The following is a 22909-nucleotide window of genomic DNA, read 5'->3' as shown; positions in this document are numbered from 1 at the left end:
CCAGTCTGCCAGCAAACATCGTCAACCAACCAGTCCTTCGCCCCACCCCACGCCTCCAGTCACCGTCGAGTGTCGAGATCTGGGGCTTATTTTGAGGCTTTAGACCCCAGATCTCGACACTCGACGGGATGCATAAGGTTAGTCAGCTCAGCTTAGGAAGTCAGCTTAGGAGCGACGCCGACGCCGCACTCCCAGGAGTAACAAGCCACCCGTGAGCATCACGCCTAGCGCTAGAACTGCGAGCGGCGCGCCATCGAAACCAGTACCGGGCATGGCACCGGAACCATCGACGCTGCCGTCAGTTGAACCCGGCCCGACGGCTCCCGGTTGACCAGAGCCAGGCTGTCCAGCACCCGGTTTCGCAGTTCCGGTACCGGGGTTACCCGGGTTCGGCCCAACCGGCTTCTGCTGCACGGTGAAGCCAATACTGACCGGCGCCTTGGAGACCAAGCCTGCCACCACCACTTCATGCTGACCGAGAACCGCATTCGGTGGCACCACGAAGGAGGTTCGTAGAATGCCATGGGCATCGGCTCGGGCGGTGACCAGCAGTAGCGGCTCAGAATGCAGTGTCACGGAGACCAGCTCATTCGGCGCGAAGCTGTCCCCGCTCAGCTGCACCTTTTCACCGCGTGCGGCGGCGCCCTGGCCGAGTTGAGCATTCGGGCGGTACACCACGGGAGGTACTGGGCTGCTCACCATTACCGTGCCAGAGACCGGAACTTTACTGCTCTCGCCCAGTAAGGTCACCGCGTAGGGGCCGGCTTTGGTCGCCGCGGGCACGGTGAACTCGAAGTTCACCACGCCCTGAGCGTTAGCCATGGCACTGAGTTGCAACGCCGGATCGGTGCTGAAGTTCAGACTGACCTTCTCACCGGCGTCGAACTTTGAGCCATTCACTCGGATCACGCTGCCGGGCAGCACCTTGCCAGTGCTCACGATCTTCAGCTCAGGTTTCGGTTTCGGCGGCACCGTGACGCTGACCGGAACCTGTACGGTGCTGGAGCCCAGCGCATCCGAGACCGTGAGACTCGCGGTGTAGGAACCAGCGGCAGCGTACTGATGCCGAGCGCTGATCGACGACACCGCAGAAGCGTTCGGCACTGCCAGCACCGCATCCTCGGTAACGCTGCCATCGCCCCAATTCACTCGCGCACTGTATTGCGCGGGCACCTTCTGACCCGCCCGCAAACCGGGTGAACCACCGGAAACGGTACCTAGTTCGGCCTGCAGCGGGCTCTGCGTATTCGCCTTTAGCACTGCCCCTGGGGTCACCTTGAGCTCGGGTAGCGGCAAAATCTTGCCGTCGGTCGCGATCGCAAAAACATGGATTCGGCCGGACTTTTCCTCGCCACTCTGTTGTGGCAGGGTGACCGTGTCAATGGTCTTACCGGCCGGAATCACGAACGGCGCGGTGGCAAACAGGAACGGCACCGCATTGTTCTTGGTTGACCCGGCCAGCCGGTACGCCGATTTCGCGACCACGGTATTGCCATAGAGCGGCGTACCACTAGGGTTACCGCCCAGCGTCCAATCGGAGAACTGCAAGGGAATCTTCGCAGAGCTGCCGTCGGTGAAGCTGACCGTGGCCTGAGTATCCTGATTGCCCTGAGTGCCGGTACCGATAAAGGAAATCGCCGTGCTCTCGGCACTGAGCGGCAGCTTGATCGCTTGACCATTGCCCATCGCGTTATCGGGCTCCCCGGCGGCCACCTTGGGAAGCGTGAAGCTGAAGGTCTTGCCACCCAGCGTCACGGTGTTCGCAGTGCCCTGGGTGATCCCGGCTGCGGCGAGCGCCTGGCGGGAGTAGGCATAACCCACGGCGTCGCAATCAGCGCTGCCAAAGCCACCGGGCACCGTGTTGTCGTCGCCCAAGCAAACTTTGTCGAACCCGGATTCTAGGGTTCCCACTTGTGGCACCGAGATAGTTACCGGAACCAGCACGCTCTGCTTGGACTTGCCGTCGGCGGCGGTCAACTGGATCTGATAAACACCCGGTTTGGCATAGACATGATTGCCGCTAATAGCTCGCACCGCACCACTCGGGGCTACCGTGCCAGTCGAGTCGGCACTGCCGTCACCCCAGTTGATCGTGGCAGTGTATCCGGCAGCTGCATTGCCGCCACCGACCGTGCCGAGATTGCCGGTGAGAACCTTGCCGACAGTGCCTTTGAGGTCTTTCGCCGCGCTAAGCACCAAGTCACCGGCGACGGCTTCACTGGCCTTAGCGAGCAGCTCTAGTTCGGAGAGCACCGGAAGTGAGCTGCCGTCCTTCGTTGCCGTAATGGTCAGTCGATAGTGCGCAAACGCGGTCGGCGTGGCGATCTGGAACGGTCGGGTCTGCAGGCGCCAGGCAAAACTCTGATCCTTCCGGCTGTCCAACTCCGTCCAACTCTTCCCGTCCTTTGAGCCCTCCAGGGTCCAGGCGCTCGGATCGGCACCCGCAGCCGCTGAACTCGAGGTCAGGGTATAAAAGCTAGCCTTTTGCGCGGCGGCGCTGAAGTTCAGACTCAGGGCGGGTTTTGCCGAGCTGAATGCCACCTGGCTGACCGAGTTATCGTCGGTCAAGTTCTTGAGGTCTTCGCCGCCCGAGCTGCTCAACACAGCTTGGCCGGTAGTATCCATCAAGGGCTCGGGAACCGCCGTCTTTGCCGCCGAAATGCTCCCCCACTTCGAGGGGTTCGGGCCCATCACAAAGTCGAGGGTGCCGCCGTTAGCAATCTCGCTCTGCTCCAAGGTGCTGGAGGGGTGGTCCTTGCCGTTGATGCTGAGGGACTGGACATAGACGTTCTTCGTTGAGTTGTTCGGCGCATTGATCACCAAATCCTTGCCGTTACCCCAGTGGATGGTGGCCTTGGTGAACTGCGGCGAGCCAATCGAGAATTGCGGAGAACCAACTTGCAGCGGATAGAAACCGAGCGAGGAGAAGATCGCCCAAGCGCTCATCTCACCATTGTCCTCATCGCCGGAGTAGCCCTGACCGATCTCCGAGCCAACGTAGAGGCGCTGCAGGATCTCCCGCACGGTGGCCTGAGTCTTGTAGGGCGCGGTGGTGTAGTTGTAGATATAGGGGATGTGGTGCGAGACCTGATTGCTCATGCCAAGCTGGCCCATCCGCACCGCCCGAGCTTCCAGCATTTCGTGGATCACGCCACCGTAGCCACCCGGCTTATCGGCATCTTCTGAGGTGGCAAAGAAGGCGTCAAGCTTATTCTGCAAACCCTGCGGACCACCGTACAGACTGGCCAAACCCTGGCCGTCCTGCGGCGCGTGGAAGGCAAAATTCCAGCCATCACTCTCGGTGAACAAGCCACCCCAGGATTCTGGATCCAGCCCGGCATTGAACTCGCCACTGGCACTCAGACCGTTGAAGAAGTCCTGCTTGGTGTCAAACATATTGACGTAATACTGCGCCCGGTTCAAGAAATAGGCGGATTCTTCCTTGAGCTGTGCTCGCCGACTTTGCGGCGTCGCCGGATCGACTGCTAGCTTCGCCGCCATATTGCCGAGGCCGAAGTCATTAATGAATCCCTCGAGTCCCCAAGAGACACTTTCACCGACCTTGGTACTGGTAAAGCCCTGGAAGATCGAGTTTGTCAGCCCCTTGCGACCCACTGCCGAGTCATTAGTGGAGGGCACACTGGCATTGCGTACCGCGGCGTCGTAGGCGCCCAGCGGGTCGGGCAACGGCACGCCCTTGAGATAAGCGTCAGCAAAGGCGACATCGGAGGAAGTCCCGGTCATCAGATCCGCGTATCCCGGCGAGGACCAGCGGGCAATCCAGCCGCCGTCGCGGTACTGCTGCACAAAGCCGTCCACCAGCTCGGCGGCTTTCTGGGGGTAGAGCAGCGAATAGGCAGGCCAGGCGGTGCGGTAAGTATCCCAAAAACCGTTATTGACGTAGATCTTGCCGTCGACAATCTTTCCTTGGCCGCCGGAGGAACTCACCGGGCTACGGTATTGCAGCTTGGGTGCAGCTGCGGTTCCGGTGTTCTCGAAACCGGAGTTCGGATAAAGGTTCAGTCGATACAGATTGGAGTACATAGTGGTCAGTTGCGGATCGTTCGCACCTTCGACGTCGATCACGCCGAGCCGATCGTTCCACTGTTGCTGCGCCGCGCTGCGGAGCTGCTCAAAGCTCTGCCCGGAAACTTCGAGGCCGAAGTTCTTCTTCGCCTGCTCCACGCTGATGAACGAGGTGGCGAAGCTCAGGGTCACTGTCTTAGTGCCCGAGGTGTCAAAGGCAGCATAGCGAGTCCCGCTGTTCGACGTGGTCACCGGGGTTTGGCTGAAGCTGCCATAGACGTACATATCGCCCTGGCCGGAGCCCCCGCCCGCGGGCACAGTACCGCTCAGCTCGCCGCCTTGCAGGGTGAAGGTGCCATTGCTCTGCGGGGTATCGAAAACCAGATTGCCGCGGTCGCCGGGGAAGTCGAACTTCATCATCGCACCATGATCACTCGGCGTCATTTCCGCCTTTACCAGCCCGGCTGAGCTATCGAGCTGCACCGAATAGAAATCCGGCTGCGCGATTTCGTTCTGATGACTGAACGGCAGCGCCCGGTTCGCTTTATTACTGCTCGGCGTACCGGCATCGTTCGTCGGCATCACCGAGAACTGATTTCGGTCGCCCATCCAGGGGCTGGGGATATGCGAAACCGCGAGACCCTGCAGAGTGGGTTTATTGTCAGCGTTATTGCTCGACTGATAGGAGTATTCCCAGTTGCTCGAGCTCGCATTGGTGACCGGGGTGAGGAAGTTGAAGCCATTGGGCACCGCAGTAAGCGGCAGATTATTGCCACGGGAGAAGGACCCGGAAGCATTGCTACCACGCCGAGTATCGACGTAGTTCGTCCGGCTGGAAGCGTCGATGCGCTGGGCCGCCCCCTCAATTTTCAAGTCATCAAGCCAACCGCTAAAGGTGCTCGACGCCGGGGCACTGCTATTGCTGAAGGAGAGCAGAATCCGGTCAATCGTCTTGCCCTGTGCCACCGCACCAAGTTCGCTTTGCACGTAATTCCACTGGCCGACGTAGAGAATCTTGCCATCGCCTTGACCTTGCGCGGTCAGCGGGATACCACTCTGGTCGACCGCGGAAAGTTGGGAAAGGTAGCTGCCATCGGTGAAATGCAGGTCAACGGCGACATAGGTGGAGAGATAGTTGGCGTAATCCTCGGCCGGAATCACTTTGTAGGAGAGCCGGGTTTGCGCACCAACCGGGATGTTGACGTCGAAAAGCTTATTGGTGGCGAACGCCTGCCCGGCTGCGGTCTTGGTACCGGCGTATTTCAATGCCCGAACTCCGGTGAATCCGGCATTCGCCTTAATATTGAACCCGGCCGAAGGTCCGTTTCCGACCACGGTATCCATCGCTTGAGCGGTCCCCGGGCCGGGCTGCACAATGCCCCCGGTAGCCACGTCCCAATCGGCCAACTGCACAATGCCAACGTTTCCGGTTTTGGTGATGTTCAGTCGGTAGTAGCTGTAACTACCCGGGATGGCGACCTCAAAGGCCTTTTTCAGGCCGCGTTGCGCAAAGCTCTGGGCGCTTTGGCTGTCCACAGTGGTCCAGGCATTGCCGTCATTCGAGCCCTGCAGTTGCCAGTCCTGCGGATCACGCTGCGGCACATCGTCCGCGCTGGTCAGCGAGTAACTCAGCACCTTCTTCGCCGCGTCCAGCCGATACTGCGCCCAGCCGGTATTGCTAAAAGCAAGCCATTTGGTTCCCGCCGCACTATCTTTCAAATTCGTGGCCAGCTCACCACCATTGGTGTTCTCGGCGCTCGCCTTCACCTCAGTCACCGAAGCCAGCACACTGTCCTTGAGTTGCACCTCGCTAACGCCACCACCGGCCACACCTTGTTGAACCGGCTTACCATCGGCGCCGATTTCCACCGTGTTTTGTGTCGGTTTGAGCGGCTCATTGTCTTCAAAGGAGTTATTGAAGTCACCAGCGACGGCGGGTGCAGCATTGGCTACCGAGGTCATACTCAATCCTGTCAGAAGCACCGCGGCTGCGGTAACCACGCCAACCAAAGGAAGAGACAGAGCGAGCCGAGTGGAGTGAATGCGAGACAAGTACGTCCTCCTTGACGTGCGGCGGTTATTTCACAAGCCTGAGATACGGCGATGAAAACGTTTCCAAACTGCTAGGAATCTACGGTGGCCGATCGGCTGATGTCAAGGGCTCCAGGCTAAAACGCTCAGATATTAGCCAGCATGGATCATGCGTAATCACAGCTGCGGTAACGTTTCCAGCATGAACACAGCCCGTACCCGAGCCACCATGAAGGATGTTGCCGCCCGGGCTGGCGTGGGACTCGCCACCGTTTCCCGCGTGGTCAATGGCGATGCCAATGTCAGCGAACAGACTCGATCAGCTGTACAAAACGCCATCGAAACCCTGGATTTCCGACGCAATGACAGCGCCCGGCTGCTCCGTCAGGGCATCGCGGCCAGCATTGGCGTGGTGCTGGACGATATGTCCGATCCATTTTTTTCCACCTTGAATCGAGCGATCGAGACCGAGGCCACTCTGCGGGGCACCCTGTCGATCACCGCTTCGAGTAGCAACGATACGGCTCATGCTCGCGAACTCATTCAAGCCCTCTGCGCACGACGCGTTGACGGCTTGATCGTCGCGGCACCCGGCGGTTTGGAGCAGAGTTTTCTGCAAGAGGAAATTCGGGCTGGCACCCCAATGGTTTTTGTTGATCGGCCACCGGAGGGCTTCGAAGCAGACACCGTGTTGAGCGATAACTTTGGCGGCGCAGTCGACGGCGTCAATCACCTAATCACCCAAGGGCACCGGAGAATTGCCTGTCTGAGCGACGGCAGTAAGCTCTACACCGTGCAGCAGCGGATCGACGGTTACTGGCAAGCATTACGGGGAGCCGGAATCTCCGCGGTGCCACAGTGGGAACACGCTGATCAATCCAGCGGCACTAGCCTGGCAGACTGGCTAACCAAGATGAGTCGTTGGTCTGTTCAGGAACGACCCACCGCTATTTTCTGCACTAATAGCCGCGCCTCGGTCGCTGTTCTGCGGGCGCTTCGTGCCTCGGATACTGACTGGCCAGCGCTGCTCTGTTTCGACGACTTTGAATTGGCCGACGTGATTAGGCCTGGGATCTCGGTGGTAGCGCAAGATCCCGCCGCCATCGGAAAGCGCGCCGCCGAACTGCTCTTCAGTCGTCTCGATGGATCAGCTGTCGGCAGCCAAGGTCCAGCACGCGCCATCACCGTCAAAACTCGGTTGATTCCGCGCGGCTCCGCCGAATCCCCAACAATCTAAGACCTCGAGTGTCGAGATATGGGGCTTATTTGGAGTCTCTAAGCCCCGTATCTCGACACTCGACGGAAGGGGTTACCAGGGACTACGGCTTAGAGAGCGTCGGACGGGCTGAGATCCGGCGCCGCTAGACCATAAACGTCTTTAAGCGCAGTTTGTGCGGCATACCATCCGCAGAGTCCATGCACACTAGGCCCCGGAGCCGTGGAGGAAGAACCGAGATACAGACCGGGTATCGGCGTGCGCCAAGGCCGCGCTGAGACCACCGGCCGTTTGAGTAGCTGCCGGATGGTTACCGCGCCGGCGCTGAAATCGCCGCCGATGTAGTTCGGGTTGTAGTGGGCGTATTCCGCCGCCGTTATCACCTTGCTTGCTAGCACCACATCGCGAAAACCCGGCGCAAAACGCTCGATTTGCCGCACCACGGCCTCCGTCATATCCACCGTCGAACCGGCCGGCACATGGCAGTAACTCCACAGCACCTGCTGCCCGAGCGGCGCCCGGGAAGCGTCATGAGGACTAGGTTGACTGACTAGGACGTAGGGCTGTTCTGGATGCTGACCAGCGGCGACTTGCGCTTCCGAACGGGCTATCTCGGCCTTGGTGCCAGCCAGGTGCAGGGTGGCTACTGCCGCCAATTCAGGATTCGTCCAAGGCACTGGCCCGGACAAGGCAAAGTCAACCTTGCATGCCCCGGGCCCGTAGCGAAAACGTCGCAAAGACCTGATGAATCGCGAGGGCAGTTCCGTCCCGGCGATCTCTAGTAAACCGCTCGCCGAAACATCAAGCAATTGAATTTTTGCGCCAGTTTCGGCCTTTAGCTGGGCAAGGCTTTCGACCCGGTGGTTGAGCACAATCTCACCACCATGGGCGGAAAAGTCAGCGGCCATGGCATCGGCAATCGCCTGCGAGCCACCAATCGGCACCGGCCAGCCACCCGCATGCGCCAAAGTGCCGAGCAATAAGCCTGCCCCGGCGGTCGCCAAACTCGGTATCTTTCCAATTGAATGCGCACTGACTCCGGCGATCATGGCCGGAGCTGCCTCCCCCCGGAACCGAAGATCCCCGAGCAGGCTACCCTGTTCTGCAACCGCCAGAGCATAACGAAAAGCAGCGATTGGATCAGCTGGAATTCGTAATAGCGGATGCTGGGTGAAGTCAGTTATGCCCTCCACCCTGGCCAGTAGAGGCGCAAACAAGCGACGATATGCCGCACCATCACGGCCTAATTCAGCCACCGTACGATTAAGATCCCGGTAGGCAATGCCAGCCCGACCGTCATCCAGCGGATGCGCGTAGGAAACCTCCGGAACCCGAAGCTCCATCCGTTCAGCCAAACCAAACTCTTGAAAAAAGGGCGAGGCCAGTGCCATTGGATGTACAGCAGAGCAAACATCGTGCAAAAACCCCGGTAGCGTCAACGCGGCACTTCGCGTCCCACCGCCGAGTTGGGAGGCGAGCTCATAGACCTTAACGGAAAGCCCTGCCCTGGCCAGAGTGACTGCAGCAGCCAGACCATTTGGTCCAGCCCCCACGACTACCGCATCGCTCATTCGAAGGAACCCTTCGAGGAGGCTAGCAGGGCCGCGTCCTGAGCTTCGTCAAAAGCATCCCGCGCCAGGACCATCTCCGAAACATTCGCTTCCGCCCAGTGGCGCAATGCCTTCAACGGTTCCAGCAAGGTTCGACCCAGCGGCGTCAACTCGTAATCAACGCGTGGCGGCACCTGGGCGAAAACCGTCCTCGTCAACAAACCATCACGCTCCAAAGAACGTAGCGTGTGAGTCAGCACCTTGGGGGTAATCACCGCAACCTTGCCACGCAAATCACTGAACCGCTGCGGGCCGTCCTCCAGCACCTGAATCACCAAAGTCGCCCACTTATCTCCGATCCGCTGAAAGACCAGACGAGAAGGACAGTTCGGATCCAAAATATTGGTTTCCATAGTTACCTCGTGGATACATAGTTTCATTGAAGCCATCAGTATCAATAGGATACTTTAAAAGTATCAACCACGCAGGAGGAATTATGAAAATCGCAGTCATTGGAGCGACCGGAATGGTCGGCCGCGAAGTAACCGCCGAGGCAGTACGCCGCGGCCACCGAGTTGTTGCCGCCAGCCGCAGCGGAAAGCCGGTCGAGTCAGCGAGCGCCGCCGAGCCAGCGGTTGTCGACCTAGCCGACGCGGAGGCGGTTAGCGCTCTCGCAGCGAAGAACGACGTCCTGGTGTTCGCTACCGGACCAAGCCGGACCGGTGGTGATCATCAGGAATGGCTAACGGCAAGCACACGGGCACTCGAGGCAGTCGGGTCGACTCCGGTCCTGGTGGTAGGCGGAGCTGGCTCGCTGCTCATTGACGGCGAGCGCCTGGTCGATAGCCCCAACTTCCCCGAGGCTTACCGCCCGGAAGCACTCACGCTGTCCGCTCTGCTGGAAGAACTCCGTAACGCTCCGGCAGAACTCAACTGGACGATGATCTCTCCCTCGCCGATGATCGCACCGGGAGAACGCACCGGCAGCTACACCCTGGGCTTGGACAGCCCGGCCGGGGAGCGCATTTCCAGCCAGGACTTCGCGGTCGCCATCCTTGATGAAGTTGAGAATCCGCAACACGCGGGTCGACGCTTCACTGCGGCGAACTAAGCAGCTTCATTACCCGGCTGATCTTGAGTTGAGGGCAGCCTTGTCAGCTAGCACACGGCCAGAGCTGCCCTCAATCGTGCTGTCTTAAATCGTGCTGTTTCGCCAGGTTGCCCGACAGATTGTTCGTCTGGTTGCCTGTTGGAGTATCCCCAGCAGGCAAGGTGCTCTCAGCCACCGCTAAGTGCGCCGGATGGCGTGACGGCCGACTTGGCGGCAGCTCCGGAAGCCACTGGAATAAGGGGTCATCAACACCGCGCCGTCGCACAATATCGTGCTCCGGATATAACACCTCACGCAACATCAGCCCGATAAGCGCTAGCGTAGCTAAGCCAGCTGCGAAGGCCGCCAAAACGAAATAGGGCATATCAATACCGTGCTGAGTGTTGTTGTCCCCCAAAATCACCCCAAGGTAGAGCAGCTGGCCGAGATACCAAAGCAGTCCGAAAACCTGCCAGATTAGCGCGGAACGCCAACGCGGCCTAGCCAAAGCCAGTAGCGGCAGGAGCCAGATCAAATGCTCGGGGGCGGCGAATTTGTCGACCAGCAAAAACCAGCCGACCAGCAAGAATGCCAATGTCGCCGCCCGCGGCGGCCGACTGGCCCGGAAGTTGAGCAATGAAATGGCTGCAATCCCAACACAGATCAACAGCAACGAGGTCCAGGAGGCGTCCAGGCCGGTGAAACCAACACCGCCGAGCCGTTCGCCGAGGGCCGTGACAATGGCATAGATCGATCCGGTAGCCGCCTCATTGTTCCAGCCATCCTGCCAATAGCTCAGCCAGCTTGAGGGATTGAGCATCAGCGGTGGCAGATTAATAATCAACCAGGCCAGTAAGGCGGCAGCCATGGTCGGCACTACCCGGAGCACCGCACCGCGCCGCCAGGCGGCCAGCAGCAAGGCTAATAAAACCAGTATCAGATATGGCTGAACAGCACAGCCCAAGCCAAGCACCACCCCAGCCCAGCCGGTTCGACGCCGGGAAAACAGAAAAAGCGCAACTGCGCCCAGTGCTGCCGCCCATAAATCCCAACTGCTGAAGGCAATGAAGAGCATCAGCGGTGAGGCAGCGAATATCGCGGCATCCCAGGGCCGAAGCCGATGAGTGCGAGCCAGCGCCAGCACGCCCAGAATCCAGACCACCGTGAGCAACACTGCATTGAGATCGAAGAACGCCAAGACTTGCGCGCCACCAGTACCGGCAAAGCCGCTCAACCAGGCAGTAACACCTGCAATAAACCCAGCGACGGGCGGGTAGCCAAACGATGAACCCGGTGAAAAATACGGAAATAGCCGAGCGAGGTCATGTTCCATAAAGGCGTTGGGAAGTTGTGAATAGCAGGCAGTGGAAAACTGGTCCGGCGTGAGCCAACCGAGTTGCCTGCAGTGGTCCTTGAAGATCAGGGCCAGCACTGCGGAGAGCAAAACCATGAGCAGCAAAACCCGCTCCACGCTGAAGAAACCAGTGCGAACCCTGCCCGGTGAGGTCCGTTCGCCCAGTGGCCCGCCAATCAGTTCGGTTGACTTGGCAAGCAAGCTGTCGTCTCTGCTGGGGATATCGATACCCCTAGGTCGCTGCATGATCCGAGCTTAGCCGTTGGAGCTGATCAGACAGCGTTTCTGCCCGCGACCGAACGATTCGAATCAGCTAAACCACGGGCCGCCTCATAACAACTAGTGGACAGCAGCAGTTATTACGAAGCGAAATAACTAAATCTTGAACTGCAATTGTAATTGCAATTAAGCTGGATGGCTGTCAATATGTGATCTGGGACACATTCGCGAAGTTGGGGAAGGGGTTCGTCAGATCGTGACGCAAGAAGAGGCTTCTTGCGTCACGAGGCTACGAGCCACACCAGCGTTGGGGGTTCTTGGAGCGTCCTAGACGTAGTCAATAACGAATCCACTAAAGCAGCATTAACACGTTACAAGGAGGTACCGTGAAGCTCTCTAAAAGTGCAATATTGATGACTATCGGCGTGCTATGTTTGGGCGCCAGCTCGGTAATGGCAATACCCGCTAACGCTTCCGAGGGGGACGATTACACCACACTGGTCGACGGCTATCGACCGGCGGATCAATCGGCGGATCCTTTCGCCTGGGCTGGCAAGCTGGTCGGCCCCGAATACTGCAGTGCGACTTTGGTCGGCCCGCACACCATTGTGACCGATGCACACTGCTTGGAGAACACCAGCTCGGGCTACACTTTTTACCTGCAATACAACAACGGCGCTTCGCCGAACTACGCAGGCTGCACGGTGAAGTCGAACTACTACATTCCCGAGCAATACCCCGATGACTTCTCCTACGATTGGGCCATCGCCAATCTGGATTGCAACCTCAATCCGAAAAACGGCAAGTACCCCTCAGTCAAGATGACCGGTTCGTCGTTCTTCACCAGCAATACCCAGTACATCAATATGGGTTACCCGTATGTTGATACCAAGGTCTCACAAAAGTGGAACGAAGATCGACAGTCCGCTGATGAGCCGCTTCGGTCAAACACCGAGATCTCCCGGCTCGCAGATGGGCAACTACTCCAGACCTGCGGCTACCTCAAGAGCGACTACACCTACCAAGCGGATCAGTGGGTTTCCCATAACAGCAAGGGAATTAAGTGCCGACTGGGCAGCGGCTCCAGCGGCGGCGGCTGGCTCTCTCCTGATCCCAATGACGATTCGGGCTACGCCCTAGTCGGTGTCAACGGTTTCGATAACAACGACATCCCCTACTACCAGTTCACCAACTACTGGGCGGCAAATGAGTTCGGCGCGGTGCTTAACTCCTATCTCAATGATTAGCACCGGTTCCTAGATAGCTGAGGGCTTTCAAGCGCGGGCGGTCGACACTGTGGTCGGCCGCCCGCACCTTCGCCTGCTATCCAAATGCTCCAGAGGCCATCAAACAGCTTTCCTTCGCGTCGTGACCCGCCACGCCCTGGGCACGGCATAAACTATTGCTCAACCCATCACCGCGAGGGGCCAAGAACCGAGGGATGTGCGATGTCTTTTACCGAAGCCATTCAGACCGGATTCCGTAAGTATGCCGACTTCGCTGGCCGCGCCACGCTCCCCGAATTCTGGTGGTGGATGCTCTTCAATCTGCTGGTCGCCGCGGCGCTGAATGTTTTCAGCGTTTTCGCCATCGGCGATAGCTCAAGCCTTGGCGCGGTGCTGACAAGTCTCTGGGGAATTGGCGTGTTGTTACCCAACTTAGCCGTGTCCGTTCGGCGCCTGCGAGACGCGGATTACAACTGGAAAAACATCTTCTGGCTCCTGGTACCCATCGCGGGAATCATCGTCTTAGTGATTTATTGGTTGAAGCCCAGCGTCAGCACCAAACCTGGGCTTCTCGAAGATAGCTGAGCCGTGTCGAGTTAAACGAAGAAGCCCACGCTGGGCGGCGTGGGCCTCTTGCACAGTTTGCGTTGTGCTTGGCTTTGATTGATCCATCAGAGCCTCCTTTGGAAGACTCAGCGGATATTCATGATGTTCATCGAGCGGAAGTCGTTCTCCACCCGATCACGCTGACGTTGCACACGCTCGGCGTCGACGGGCGAGAAGAAGACTCGCTTGATCGATGAGATCGAAGGCATGGGGCTCATGGCTGTCACCTCCCTAGCTGCTCGTTCGTTGAATGATGAATGGGTGCGATGAGCGTTAGACACAATAACTCCAGTTGTATTTTATTGAATGCGAGAATTGGTTTAATTAATTGAATTTGGCGCAACAATTAACACTGCTTTAATAAACAGTGTTACGGACGAAACGGGCGCGAATTAGTAACGTCGATAAGATTCAATACAGCAGCCAACGCTGCCATTCATCGAGAGTGCCGTAAGGCGGCTGCAGCTACGAAGCGCTGAGCAGGCCACCCAGAGGAGCCTCGATGACGGCGTTGCCGGTAATACCGTACGCATCCTGGGAAATTTTCATATCCATTTCAAGGTCTCCTTTCATCTGGTGGCGGTGGTCCAGGCGAGTGCGCTGAACTTCTGTTAATAACATACAGCATTAAAGCCGGTGCTCAATACCAAATCTGTAAATTAGCTGAAAAATTTCTAAAATCTTTCTCGGCAGCGAGCTAGAGCCCCCACTGTTCAATTGCCGGAGTGTGCTTGTCCCAACCGAGCGTACAAACTTTTGCGGTTCCGAGCACGAAGTGCTTCCCTTCGCGAGCATCTAACTCCAGCCAGCGGGCGGTAAGGATTCTCAGAAAGTGACCATGGGCTACCAACAGCGCATCCCGCACCACCTCGCCGGCGCAAGGTCCATCCGTCTGAGGGCTGATCACTCGAGCGATAACGGCATCCGCCCGAGCCGCGACCTGATCGATAGTCTCCCCGCCGGGCACCCCGTCTTTCCAGATCAAATAGCCGGGACGCTCTTGGCGTACCTGTGCACTATTGACCCCTTCGTACTCGCCATAATCCCATTCATGAGCCAGCGGTTCGAGTTCGGCCTGAGGATACCCGGCAAGCTCCGCAGTACGTCGAGCTCGCTGCAAGGGTGAACTGAGAACTAGGTCAAAATTGACCGCGGCAAGAGCAGGCCTGGCCGAACGTGCCTGTTCCTCGCCTCGTTCGGTCAACGGCAAATCAGTCAAACCGGTGTATTGGCCGCTACGCGACCATTCGGTTTCGCCATGTCGCAGTAGCCACAATTTCGGCAAAGTAACGTGATCCCAGGGAACTGACTCAGTGCTCATTGCCGCTTTCCATTGCCTTAGTATTGTCCGCCTGGTCCACAGGCTGGTGCTCTACCCACCACAACCGGAGCCGCCGTTCCGCTTCCGCTTCACCCAGCGGGCCGTCTTCCATTCTCTCATTGAGCAGGTATTTGTAAGCCTGCCCGACCTGAGGACCGGGACGGATTCCCAGCAACGACATGATTTGCGCACCATCCAAATCGGGCCGGATAGCAGCCAGTTCCTCCTGGGCGGCCAACTCAGTGATCCGGCTTTCAAGATCGTCATAGGCGAAAGCCAGCCGCTCAGCCTTTCGCTGATTTCGAGTGGTCACATCAGAACGAGTTAAACGGTGCAGGCGCTCCAGCAACTCTCCGGCATCGGCAACATATCGGCGTACCGCAGAATCGGTCCAACCCGCCTCACCGTATCCGTAGAAACGCATGTGCAACTCGACCAAACGGGCCACTGCCTTGATGGTGTCATTGTCAAAACGAAGCGCCTTCATTCGCTTCGCAGTGAGTTTCGCACCCACCACGTCGTGGTGCCGGAAGCTGACGCCGCCGGCCGCTTCAAAGCGCCTGGTGGCCGGCTTACCGACGTCATGCATCAGAGCCGCAAAACGCAGCACGAAGTCGGGACCCGGCACCGGGCCATCGGGTCCAGACTCCAGCGCAGCGGCCTGCTCGAGTACTTGTAGCGAATGCTGGTAGACATCTTTGTGCCGATGATGCTCATCCGTTTCCAGCCGCAGAGCGGAAACCTCCGGCAATACCTGATCCGCCAGTCCGGTGCTGACCAAGATATCGACACCCAACCTGGCCTGCGGTGCGCAAATCAGCTTGATTAGCTCATCTCGCACTCGCTCAGCGGAAATGATTTGGATTCGCTCAGCCATCTGAATCATTGCTCCCTCCACCTCAGGGTGGAGTGCTACCCCCAATTGGGCAACAAATCGGGCAGCGCGCATCATCCGCAAGGGATCGTCCGAGAAGGAGTCCTCGGCCCGACCCGGGGTACGCAAAACGCCCGCGTGCAGATCCTTAATCCCGCCATAGGGGTCAACTAGTTCAAGCGTCGGCAAGCGAAGCGCCATTGCATTCATGGTGAAGTCACGGCGACGCAGATCCGCTTCCAAGGAATCCCCGAAGGCCACCTCTGGCTTTCGGGAGTCCGGATCGTAAGCCTCAGCACGATAGGTGGTGACTTCAATGATGAAACCGGCCTTACGGAGCCCAATGGTGCCGAAGGCCCGGCCAATCTCCCACACCGCATCCGACCAGCCTTTCACCACCGAGAGGATTTCATCCGGGGTGGCGTTGGAGGTGAAATCTAGGTCCGGCGATTGGCGTCCCAAAAAAAGATCGCGAACCGGGCCGCCCACCAAGGACAGCTCGAATCCGGCGTCAACAAAGCGTTGTCCCAGCTCAAGGACAACCGGATCGAGTGTGGAGCTGTTCAGAACCTGCATCATAGTTCCTTATATCCTGCCAGATTTCGTTAGAGTGGGAGTCATGACCCACCCGGTTCCTAGTGCACCCAAGCGCACGCCCTTGCCTTCGGCACTGGGCGGGCAGCAGGCTGCCGGGCAACCGCTCAGCAGTGTTTCCGCGCTGCCAACTGTTGAGGAAGTTTCGGCTGGTGGCGTGGTGGTCGATCGGCACGACGGTGGGCTCCGAGTGGCCATTATTGCCAGGCTCAACCGAGGTGGCCGGGTCGAGTGGTGCTTGCCCAAGGGGCACCCTGAAGGCGTTGAGACGCATGAACAGGCAGCCGTCCGCGAAATTGCCGAGGAAACGGGCATCGAGGGTGACATTCTGGCCCCGCTGGGCAGCATTGATTACTGGTTCACCGTGACCGGGCACCGGGTTCATAAAACGGTGCATCACTTCCTGCTGCGCGCGACCGGCGGCGAGCTGACCATAGAGAACGATCCGGATCATGAGGCGATCGACGTGGCCTGGGTGGAGCTCGGTGATCTAGCTAAACGACTTTCCTTCCCGAATGAGCGTCGAATCGCCGATCTGGCGAATAGTAACTGGCCTAAGCACCAGTAGCATCCGCTTACCCGACAGCCGGCAATGGCTGTGCGATGATGATGGAGATGTCAACCTCTAAGAATGTGAGAGGCGCGGAAGGTCGTGCTGCTCAGCCCTCAGCTGCACGTTCCGGCATAGTGATGGCAGCGGGCACCCTAGTGTCGCGGGTACTGGGACTGGTCAAAGTCTCTCTGATTGCTGTTGCCCTGGCGGCAACGGGTCCGCTTTCGAGTATCTTCGATGCCGCTAATAACCTACCCAACCTGCTCTACATTATGCTCGCTGGCGGTGTCTTCAACGTCGTACTGGTACCGCAGATCATTAAAGCTAGTAAGTTGCCTGACCGAGGTGTTGACTATCTCAGCAGGCTGCTCACGCTTGGGGTGCTCTGTCTTTTGGTGATCACCGTCGTGCTCACGCTCTGCTCAAGCTTCCTGGTCGACTTACTCACCCAGTTCGAGGGCAGGCAGCAAGTGATCGCGGTGCACTTCTCGATCTGGCTGCTGCCGCAAATCTTTTTCTACGGCCTTTATGCTCTGGTGGGTCAAGCGCTGAACGCCAATGACCGCTTCGGTGCCTACACCTGGGCACCGGTGTTGAATAACGTCGTTGCGATCGCTGGCATTCTCAGTTTCATCACGCTCTGGGGAGGCCAAAACAAGGACCACCCCGCTCCTACCGTAGATAACTGGAGCAGCGCCCAGACCATGCTATTGGCCGGTACCACCACCCTCGGTGTGGTCTTACAAGCACTCATCCTGCTCTGGCCATTGCGTCGACTCGGGCTGAAATTGCGACCCAAATGGGGCTGGCGAGGGATGGGCTTCTCACATACCGGGAAGATCGCGGGCTGGGCGCTAGGCACCATGGTGATCGGGCAACTTTCCTACCTGCTAATCACCTGGGTCGCTACCGGTGCCACTAAGGCTCAGGACGGAAAATCCGTAGAGAACACCGCTGGGCTGTTCTTATTCAATCGGGCCAGCGATATTTACATCCTGCCGCATTCGATTATTGTGCTCTCGGTCGCGACCATCTTCTTCAATCGAATGTCACGCGCCTTCAGCGGTGATGACCGGAAGGCTTTTGTGGGTGCAGTCTCCCAACTGACCCGGACCGTGGGTGCGATCACCGTGTTCGGTTCTGCCGCTCTGATCGTGCTTTCCGGCCAGATCGGCACAGTGATGGGTGGTGGCGATCATCAAGCCGCGTTATCAATGGGTATTGCGGTCTGCATCCTGGCCATCAGCTCACCCTTCCTTAGCCTGAATTTCATGTTCAACCGCGTCTTCTATGTCACCGAAGATGCGCGCACCCCTTTCATCCTGCAGGCCTTCCTGATTATTTTCGGCATCGGCACCGCGTTGGCGGTTTTGCTGGTTCCGCGCGAATTTCAAATCTTCGCACTCTTAGCCACCGTATCGGCCGGAAATATCATCTCGCCGTTCCTTTCCGGATCGGTGCTACGTCGTAAGATCGGCGATTTCGAAGTCGCCCGAATCGTGCGCTCACACACCCAGTTTTTGGTGGCAGCCGTCTTCGCCGCCATTGTCGGAGCACTGGTGCTCGCCGCCATGGGGGGCGGTAGCTTCATCGGAGGAAGTTTCGACGGCTTCGCCTGGCGTTCCACTCTCACCGCCCTGGTGACCTTGGCGGTAGTCGGGATAGTAATGGCCGGGGTTTATTGGCTCGGCTTAAAGATGATGCGGAATCGCGAGCTCGACACCCTACTAACCCCGATTCTCGGCCGACTTTCCCGATTTGCACCGAGCCGCGGAAGCGATCTGCCCAAGGAGTCCTCTGAATCGGCGCTCAGCGACCCAGAACCGCCGGTCCAGGCCGCACCTGCAGCTCAGGAACGGCCAGTCGAGCAAACCGTGAAACTGCGCCAACGATATGACATCAGCGATATCGCGGTTGCCTCAGCGCACGGTGGATCGGTCTACCAAGGCGTTGACTCGTTATTGCACCGACCGATCCTGGTGCTTGCCGCCACACCGCAGGCAGCCAAGATTTTACGGCTCCGAATCCGCGAAATCCTGACTCTTCGTGAACATCCTGAGGCACTTCTCATTCTGGATATTTGGACCAGTGGGAGTGCTACCTACCTAGTTGCTACCCACACCACGAGTGATGAACTCCTCGACCTTATTGTTCAAACCGACACCTTTGTCGAGCCGCACTTCACTGAAGTTTTGGATCTCGGGTCCTTGCACCCGAGACAAGGTGGCTCTTAGATCGATGCTTAGAGCCGCTATTTCCTGCGACTGAGGTCAACAATCGGATAGGATCGGAAGCCAAGGAGGGCAGCATATTGTCGCAGTCTGGAGAAGTCGGTACGGTACTTGGCGGTCGCTACAAAGTCACCGCCAGCGTTTTGGTGTCCGCAGAAGGCGATCAGGTCCTTGATGGCGTCGACCAGGTGCTAAATCGTCCGGTGAGTATTGTCATCGCTGGCACTGAAAATGCCGAGAACCTCACTCAGGGCGCCCGTGAAGTAGCTACCGGTGAACGACATGCGGGATTCCAGATCCTGGACCTGGGATTGGGCGAGGGCACCGCTTATATGATCGCGAGCAAGAGCCAAGCCGCCGATCTGCTCGATTTACTGATTCCGACCACTCCATATACTGAACCGCAGTTCACCGATACGCTCGGAGTCGATATTTTCGGTGCTGAGCGGCCCAGCGAACCAGTCGCTGGGGACTACGACTATGTCTACGAGGACAACACTCCATATATCCCTGAAACGCCGACCACCGATAGAGCATCGAAATCATCTGTGCCCGTGCCACCACCGCCAGCCGTGGCACCTCGCTCGGCGGCAGCTACACCAGCAACTGACACCGCACCCGAGGTAGCTGCCAAACCCAAAGTCTCAAAATGGACCGATGAGGAAGCCTCGCTGAGCCCGGCACCCATTGTGGGCAGCTCTAGTTCTGACGCACGGGAATCCATACCAGAGGGGCGCAAGCCTGGAACCTTCCCCGCCAGCGCGGTGGCATCAGTGAGTCAGCAAAGCGATGAGGTGACCGAAGGGTTTGACGACGATGAGGCCAACGCACCGAAAAGTGGGCGCTGGCTGGTCGGTGGCATTCTATTGGTGATTTTGGCGCTCGCGGTCATCTTCGCGGTGGTACCCATCATTAGTAACTTCACCAATAATCAAGCCGCGCCCAGTCCGTCAAGCCCAACTACTAGCCAGACTTCACCGAGTAGTAGCGCTCCTCCCACCAGTTCAGCACCCACGGTTGCTCCATCAATTGCCGCCGTCACCCAGCAGGTTCAAGATATGAAGGACGCGTCGAGCTTCCCCGAAGGCAAACTAGCCAATCTCTTCGACGGGAATCCTGCCACCCTCTGGCAAACCTTCGAGTTCAGCAACGATGACTTCATCGGCGCTGCTAAGAGCATTGCCCTGGTGGTTCAGTTGAAGGAAATCTCCGATATCAGCACAGTGAGTATTGCCCAGTCTGGGAGTTCTGGAGGCAGCTTCGAGGTGCTGACAAACTCTAAACCCAGCCTGAGCGGTGCAAAACAAATAGGCACCGGAAGCTTCACCGGACCTAATATCACCGTTCCGGCACCGGCTGGCAGCAAGGCCCAGTATGTCATTATCAACTTCACCCAGTTGCCAAAGCTGCAGTCACCGCGCACCTACCCCTATGCGCTGAAAATCGGTGAGATCACCATCAAGTAGGCTGGTACTCAAGCCTCAGCTTGGAATAAGCCGGTTACTCAGACTGTTATACCGGCCGAAGTAATTCATCACCATACAAGGAGTTCTGCTTCCGTGAGCACTGAAACCACCCAGAGTGACGTTCGCGATGTGATCATTATCGGCTCTGGTCCGGCCGGCTACACCGCAGCTATCTACACAGCCCGCGCAGACCTGAAACCGCTGGTAATTGCCGGCTCGGTGACAGCTGGCGGCGAGCTAATGAACACCACCGATGTGGAGAACTTCCCGGGGTTTCCCGAAGGTGTGATGGGTCCCGATTTGATGGAGAACCTACAGCAGCAAGCCGAACGTTTTGGCGCTCAGATTGAATACGACGATGTCACCGAGGTCTCGCTGGATGGTGAGATCAAGCAAATCAGCACAGGTTCCGGTAAGAAGTACTCGGCCAAGACGGTGATCATCTCAACCGGCTCGGCCTATCGCGAGCTCGGTTTGGATGACGAAAAGCGCTTATCTGGTCGTGGCGTGAGTTGGTGCGCCACCTGCGACGGTTTCTTCTTCAAAGACCAGGAGATCGCTGTGGTCGGTGGTGGCGATTCCGCGATGGAGGAGGCCACCTTCCTGACAAAGTTCGCTAATTCAGTCACCGTGATCCACCGCCGCGACAGCCTGCGTGCTTCAAAGATCATGCAGGATCGTGCCCTGAATAATCCCAAGATCAAGTTCATCTGGGACAGCGAGGTGATCGGTATTGATGGTGACACTAAAGTCACTGGAGTGAAGCTGCGCAATCTGAAGACCTCCGAAGAGGCTGACCTTCCGGTCACCGGTCTTTTCGTTGCTATAGGCAACGATCCTCGAGTTGACCTAGTCCGTGGTGTCCTTGACCTCACCGAGGACAACACCATCGCGGTTCAGGGTCGTTCTTCACGAACCAATCTGCCGGGCGTTTTCGCAGCGGGCGACGTGATTGATCCGCATTATCGCCAAGCCGTAACCGCTGCCGGCTCAGGTTGTGTGGCCGCCCTCGACGTCGAGCATTATTTGGCAAGCCTGAACAAGAATGACACATCAGAACTCGATTTGATCCTTACCGACTCTGAAGGAGCCGCATCATGAGCAACGCCAAAGCCGTAACCGACGATACCTTCCAGAGCGAAGTAATAGACTCAGAGAAACCGGTTATTGTTGATTTCTGGGCAGAATGGTGTGGTCCTTGCCGTAAGCTTGGGCCCATTTTGGACGATATTTCAGTGCAATACGCTGATAAGGTCCAGGTCGTTAAAGTGGACGTTGATGAGAACCCCGCTGTCGCTGCGGAATACGGAATCACCTCCATCCCAGCCGTGTTCTTATTTGCTAATGGTGAGCTCAAGAACACAGTGATTGGCGCCAAACCAAAGCCGTTTTTTGAGCAGGAATTTGCTGACTACTTGAAGTAACCACTTATAGAAAAGAGCCGGTGTTTCACGTGAAACACCGGCTCTTTTTGTTCGCTACTGAGCTACGCCAGAGCTAGCCTTCTGGATTCAATACAGTCATAATTCGATTCAAGTCTTCAACAGAGGCAAATTCAATACTGACTTTGCCCTTTCGCGCACCAAGAGAAATCTTGACGCTGGTATCAAGACGATCCGCAAGTGAACTTGCCAAAAAGTCTAGGCGTTCGTGCCGGGCGGAAGTCCGCTCAGCGCTCGGACGGCGGCCGCTGGGTTGCTGCCAGAGTGCCACCGCTTCCTCAGTCGCTCGCACAGATAGTCCTTCCGCAACAATCTTCTGAGCGAGCTTCTCCATCGCCTCACTGTCAGGGAGAGATAACAACGCCCTGGCATGGCCGGCGGAGAGCACGCCCGCCGCCACTCGACGTTGCACTACCGGCGGTAGTTTCAATAGGCGCAGGGTATTCGAAACCTGGGGGCGGGATCGACCAATCCGGTCAGCCAGTTCTTCATGAGTAGTGCCAAAATCTTCCAATAGCTGCTGATAGGCGGCTGCCTCTTCGAGAGGATTCAACTGACTGCGATGAAGATTCTCTAAAAGCGCGTCACGAAGCAAATCATCATCAGACGTCTCGCGAATAATAGCGGGAATGGTTTCCAAGCCAGCTAGCTGGCTAGCTCGCCAGCGTCGCTCGCCCATAACCAGCTCATAGGACTCGCTACCCTTTGAACTGCTCTTGCGCACCACAATTGGCTGCAGTACGCCAATCTCACGCACCGAATGCACCAGCTCTGCCATATCATCTTCATCAAAGACCGAGCGGGGCTGCTTCTGATTCGGATGAATAGAACTAAGCGCTAGCTGGGCAAAGACGGCACCGGGAACCTCGACAAGCTCGGTTGTTTCACGTGAAACCTTAGTAGGAGCGGCTTTTTTTGCCGCTCCTTCCGGGAAAAAGAGATCCACCGGACGGGAGCCTGCTGCTTCCGTTTCACGTGAAACATCGGCTGAGGGTATGAGAGCACCAAGACCACGGCCCAAACCGCGGCGCTGCTTATCGGAGACTGTACGTTTTTCGGCCACAAAAACACCTAACTAGCTGGATCGGACTGTTATCCCTGTAGATACAA

17 protein-coding genes are annotated in these 22909 nt (G+C 57.7%); 9 read left to right on the top strand and 8 right to left on the bottom strand.

The window, feature by feature from the left end; genetic code table 11:
• Window positions 1-165: 165 nt before the first annotated feature.
• Complete coding sequence (locus UM93_RS13630) at window positions 166-5988, bottom strand: GH92 family glycosyl hydrolase (protein ID WP_082057160.1); 5823 nt, start codon at window positions 5986-5988, stop codon at window positions 166-168.
• Between the two features lie 271 nt (window positions 5989-6259).
• On the opposite strand from UM93_RS13630, the gene UM93_RS13625 reads away from it, so the two are divergent.
• A complete protein-coding gene (locus UM93_RS13625) occupies window positions 6260-7294 on the top strand; it encodes a LacI family DNA-binding transcriptional regulator (protein WP_234399321.1) in 1035 nt (344 codons plus the stop codon).
• Between the two features lie 89 nt (window positions 7295-7383).
• Here UM93_RS13625 and UM93_RS13620 read toward each other — a convergent pair whose 3' ends face one another.
• Entirely contained in the window at window positions 7384-8844 is a 1461-nt protein-coding gene (locus UM93_RS13620) for a phytoene desaturase family protein (protein ID WP_045076080.1), read from the bottom strand.
• Window positions 8841-9236, bottom strand: a complete 396-nt coding sequence (locus UM93_RS13615; protein ID WP_045076079.1) for a winged helix-turn-helix transcriptional regulator — start codon at window positions 9234-9236, stop codon at window positions 8841-8843. The genes UM93_RS13620 and UM93_RS13615 overlap by 4 nt, the downstream gene beginning before the upstream one ends.
• Window positions 9237-9319: 83 nt before the next feature.
• Here UM93_RS13615 and UM93_RS13610 point away from each other — a divergent pair, with 83 nt between their 5' ends.
• A complete protein-coding gene (locus UM93_RS13610) occupies window positions 9320-9934 on the top strand; it encodes an NAD(P)-dependent oxidoreductase (protein WP_045076078.1) in 615 nt (204 codons plus the stop codon).
• A gap of 70 nt (window positions 9935-10004) precedes the next feature.
• Here the strand turns inward: UM93_RS13610 and UM93_RS13605 are convergent, their stop codons facing one another.
• Entirely contained in the window at window positions 10005-11513 is a 1509-nt protein-coding gene (locus tag UM93_RS13605) for a glycosyltransferase family 87 protein (RefSeq protein WP_082057159.1), read from the bottom strand.
• A 359-nt stretch (window positions 11514-11872) separates the two neighbouring features.
• Between UM93_RS13605 and UM93_RS13600 the strand changes: the two genes are divergently transcribed.
• Together UM93_RS13600 and UM93_RS13595 are read left to right on the top strand one after the other, a co-directional pair.
• Window positions 11873-12733, top strand: a complete 861-nt coding sequence (locus UM93_RS13600; RefSeq protein WP_157874155.1) for a trypsin-like serine peptidase — start codon at window positions 11873-11875, stop codon at window positions 12731-12733.
• 201 nt (window positions 12734-12934) lie between these two features.
• Entirely contained in the window at window positions 12935-13297 is a 363-nt protein-coding gene (locus UM93_RS13595; RefSeq protein WP_045076076.1) for a DUF805 domain-containing protein, read from the top strand.
• Window positions 13298-13404: 107 nt separating this feature from the next.
• Here UM93_RS13595 and UM93_RS18035 read toward each other — a convergent pair whose 3' ends face one another.
• From UM93_RS18035 to UM93_RS13585, 3 genes are all read right to left on the bottom strand, one after another.
• Complete coding sequence (locus tag UM93_RS18035; protein ID WP_267884321.1) at window positions 13405-13536, bottom strand: hypothetical protein; 132 nt, start codon at window positions 13534-13536, stop codon at window positions 13405-13407.
• Between the two features lie 479 nt (window positions 13537-14015).
• Window positions 14016-14639, bottom strand: coding sequence for a histidine phosphatase family protein (locus UM93_RS13590; protein WP_045076075.1), 624 nt, complete (start codon window positions 14637-14639; stop codon window positions 14016-14018).
• Complete coding sequence (locus tag UM93_RS13585) at window positions 14629-16092, bottom strand: CCA tRNA nucleotidyltransferase (RefSeq protein WP_045076074.1); 1464 nt, start codon at window positions 16090-16092, stop codon at window positions 14629-14631. The genes UM93_RS13590 and UM93_RS13585 overlap by 11 nt, the downstream gene beginning before the upstream one ends.
• A gap of 40 nt (window positions 16093-16132) precedes the next feature.
• Here UM93_RS13585 and UM93_RS13580 point away from each other — a divergent pair, with 40 nt between their 5' ends.
• From UM93_RS13580 to trxA, 5 genes are all read left to right on the top strand, one after another.
• The gene (locus UM93_RS13580; protein ID WP_045076073.1) at window positions 16133-16675 is read left to right on the top strand and encodes an NUDIX hydrolase; all 543 of its coding nucleotides are present in this window, start codon (window positions 16133-16135) and stop codon (window positions 16673-16675) included.
• A 47-nt stretch (window positions 16676-16722) separates the two neighbouring features.
• Window positions 16723-18894 carry a murein biosynthesis integral membrane protein MurJ gene (gene murJ / locus UM93_RS13575; RefSeq protein WP_157874154.1) on the top strand — a complete coding sequence of 724 codons (2172 nt, stop codon included), beginning with the start codon at window positions 16723-16725 and terminating at the stop codon, window positions 18892-18894.
• 77 nt (window positions 18895-18971) lie between these two features.
• Window positions 18972-20357, top strand: coding sequence for a hypothetical protein (locus UM93_RS13570; RefSeq protein ID WP_045076072.1), 1386 nt, complete (start codon window positions 18972-18974; stop codon window positions 20355-20357).
• A 93-nt stretch (window positions 20358-20450) separates the two neighbouring features.
• Entirely contained in the window at window positions 20451-21458 is a 1008-nt protein-coding gene (gene trxB / locus UM93_RS13565) for a thioredoxin-disulfide reductase (RefSeq protein ID WP_045076071.1), read from the top strand.
• Window positions 21455-21781, top strand: coding sequence for a thioredoxin (gene trxA / locus UM93_RS13560; protein ID WP_045076070.1), 327 nt, complete (start codon window positions 21455-21457; stop codon window positions 21779-21781). The genes trxB and trxA overlap by 4 nt, the downstream gene beginning before the upstream one ends.
• Window positions 21782-21854: 73 nt before the next feature.
• Here trxA and UM93_RS13555 read toward each other — a convergent pair whose 3' ends face one another.
• On the bottom strand, window positions 21855-22862 hold the full coding sequence (locus UM93_RS13555) for a ParB/RepB/Spo0J family partition protein (RefSeq protein WP_045076069.1): 1008 nt from the start codon (window positions 22860-22862) through the stop codon (window positions 21855-21857).
• Window positions 22863-22909 lie beyond the last annotated feature (47 nt).

Origin of the sequence: Psychromicrobium lacuslunae, from assembly GCF_000950575.1 — a bacterium.
Taxonomy (GTDB): domain Bacteria; phylum Actinomycetota; class Actinomycetes; order Actinomycetales; family Micrococcaceae; genus Renibacterium; species Renibacterium lacuslunae.
This window is presented reverse-complemented; position numbering and strand designations above follow the sequence as displayed.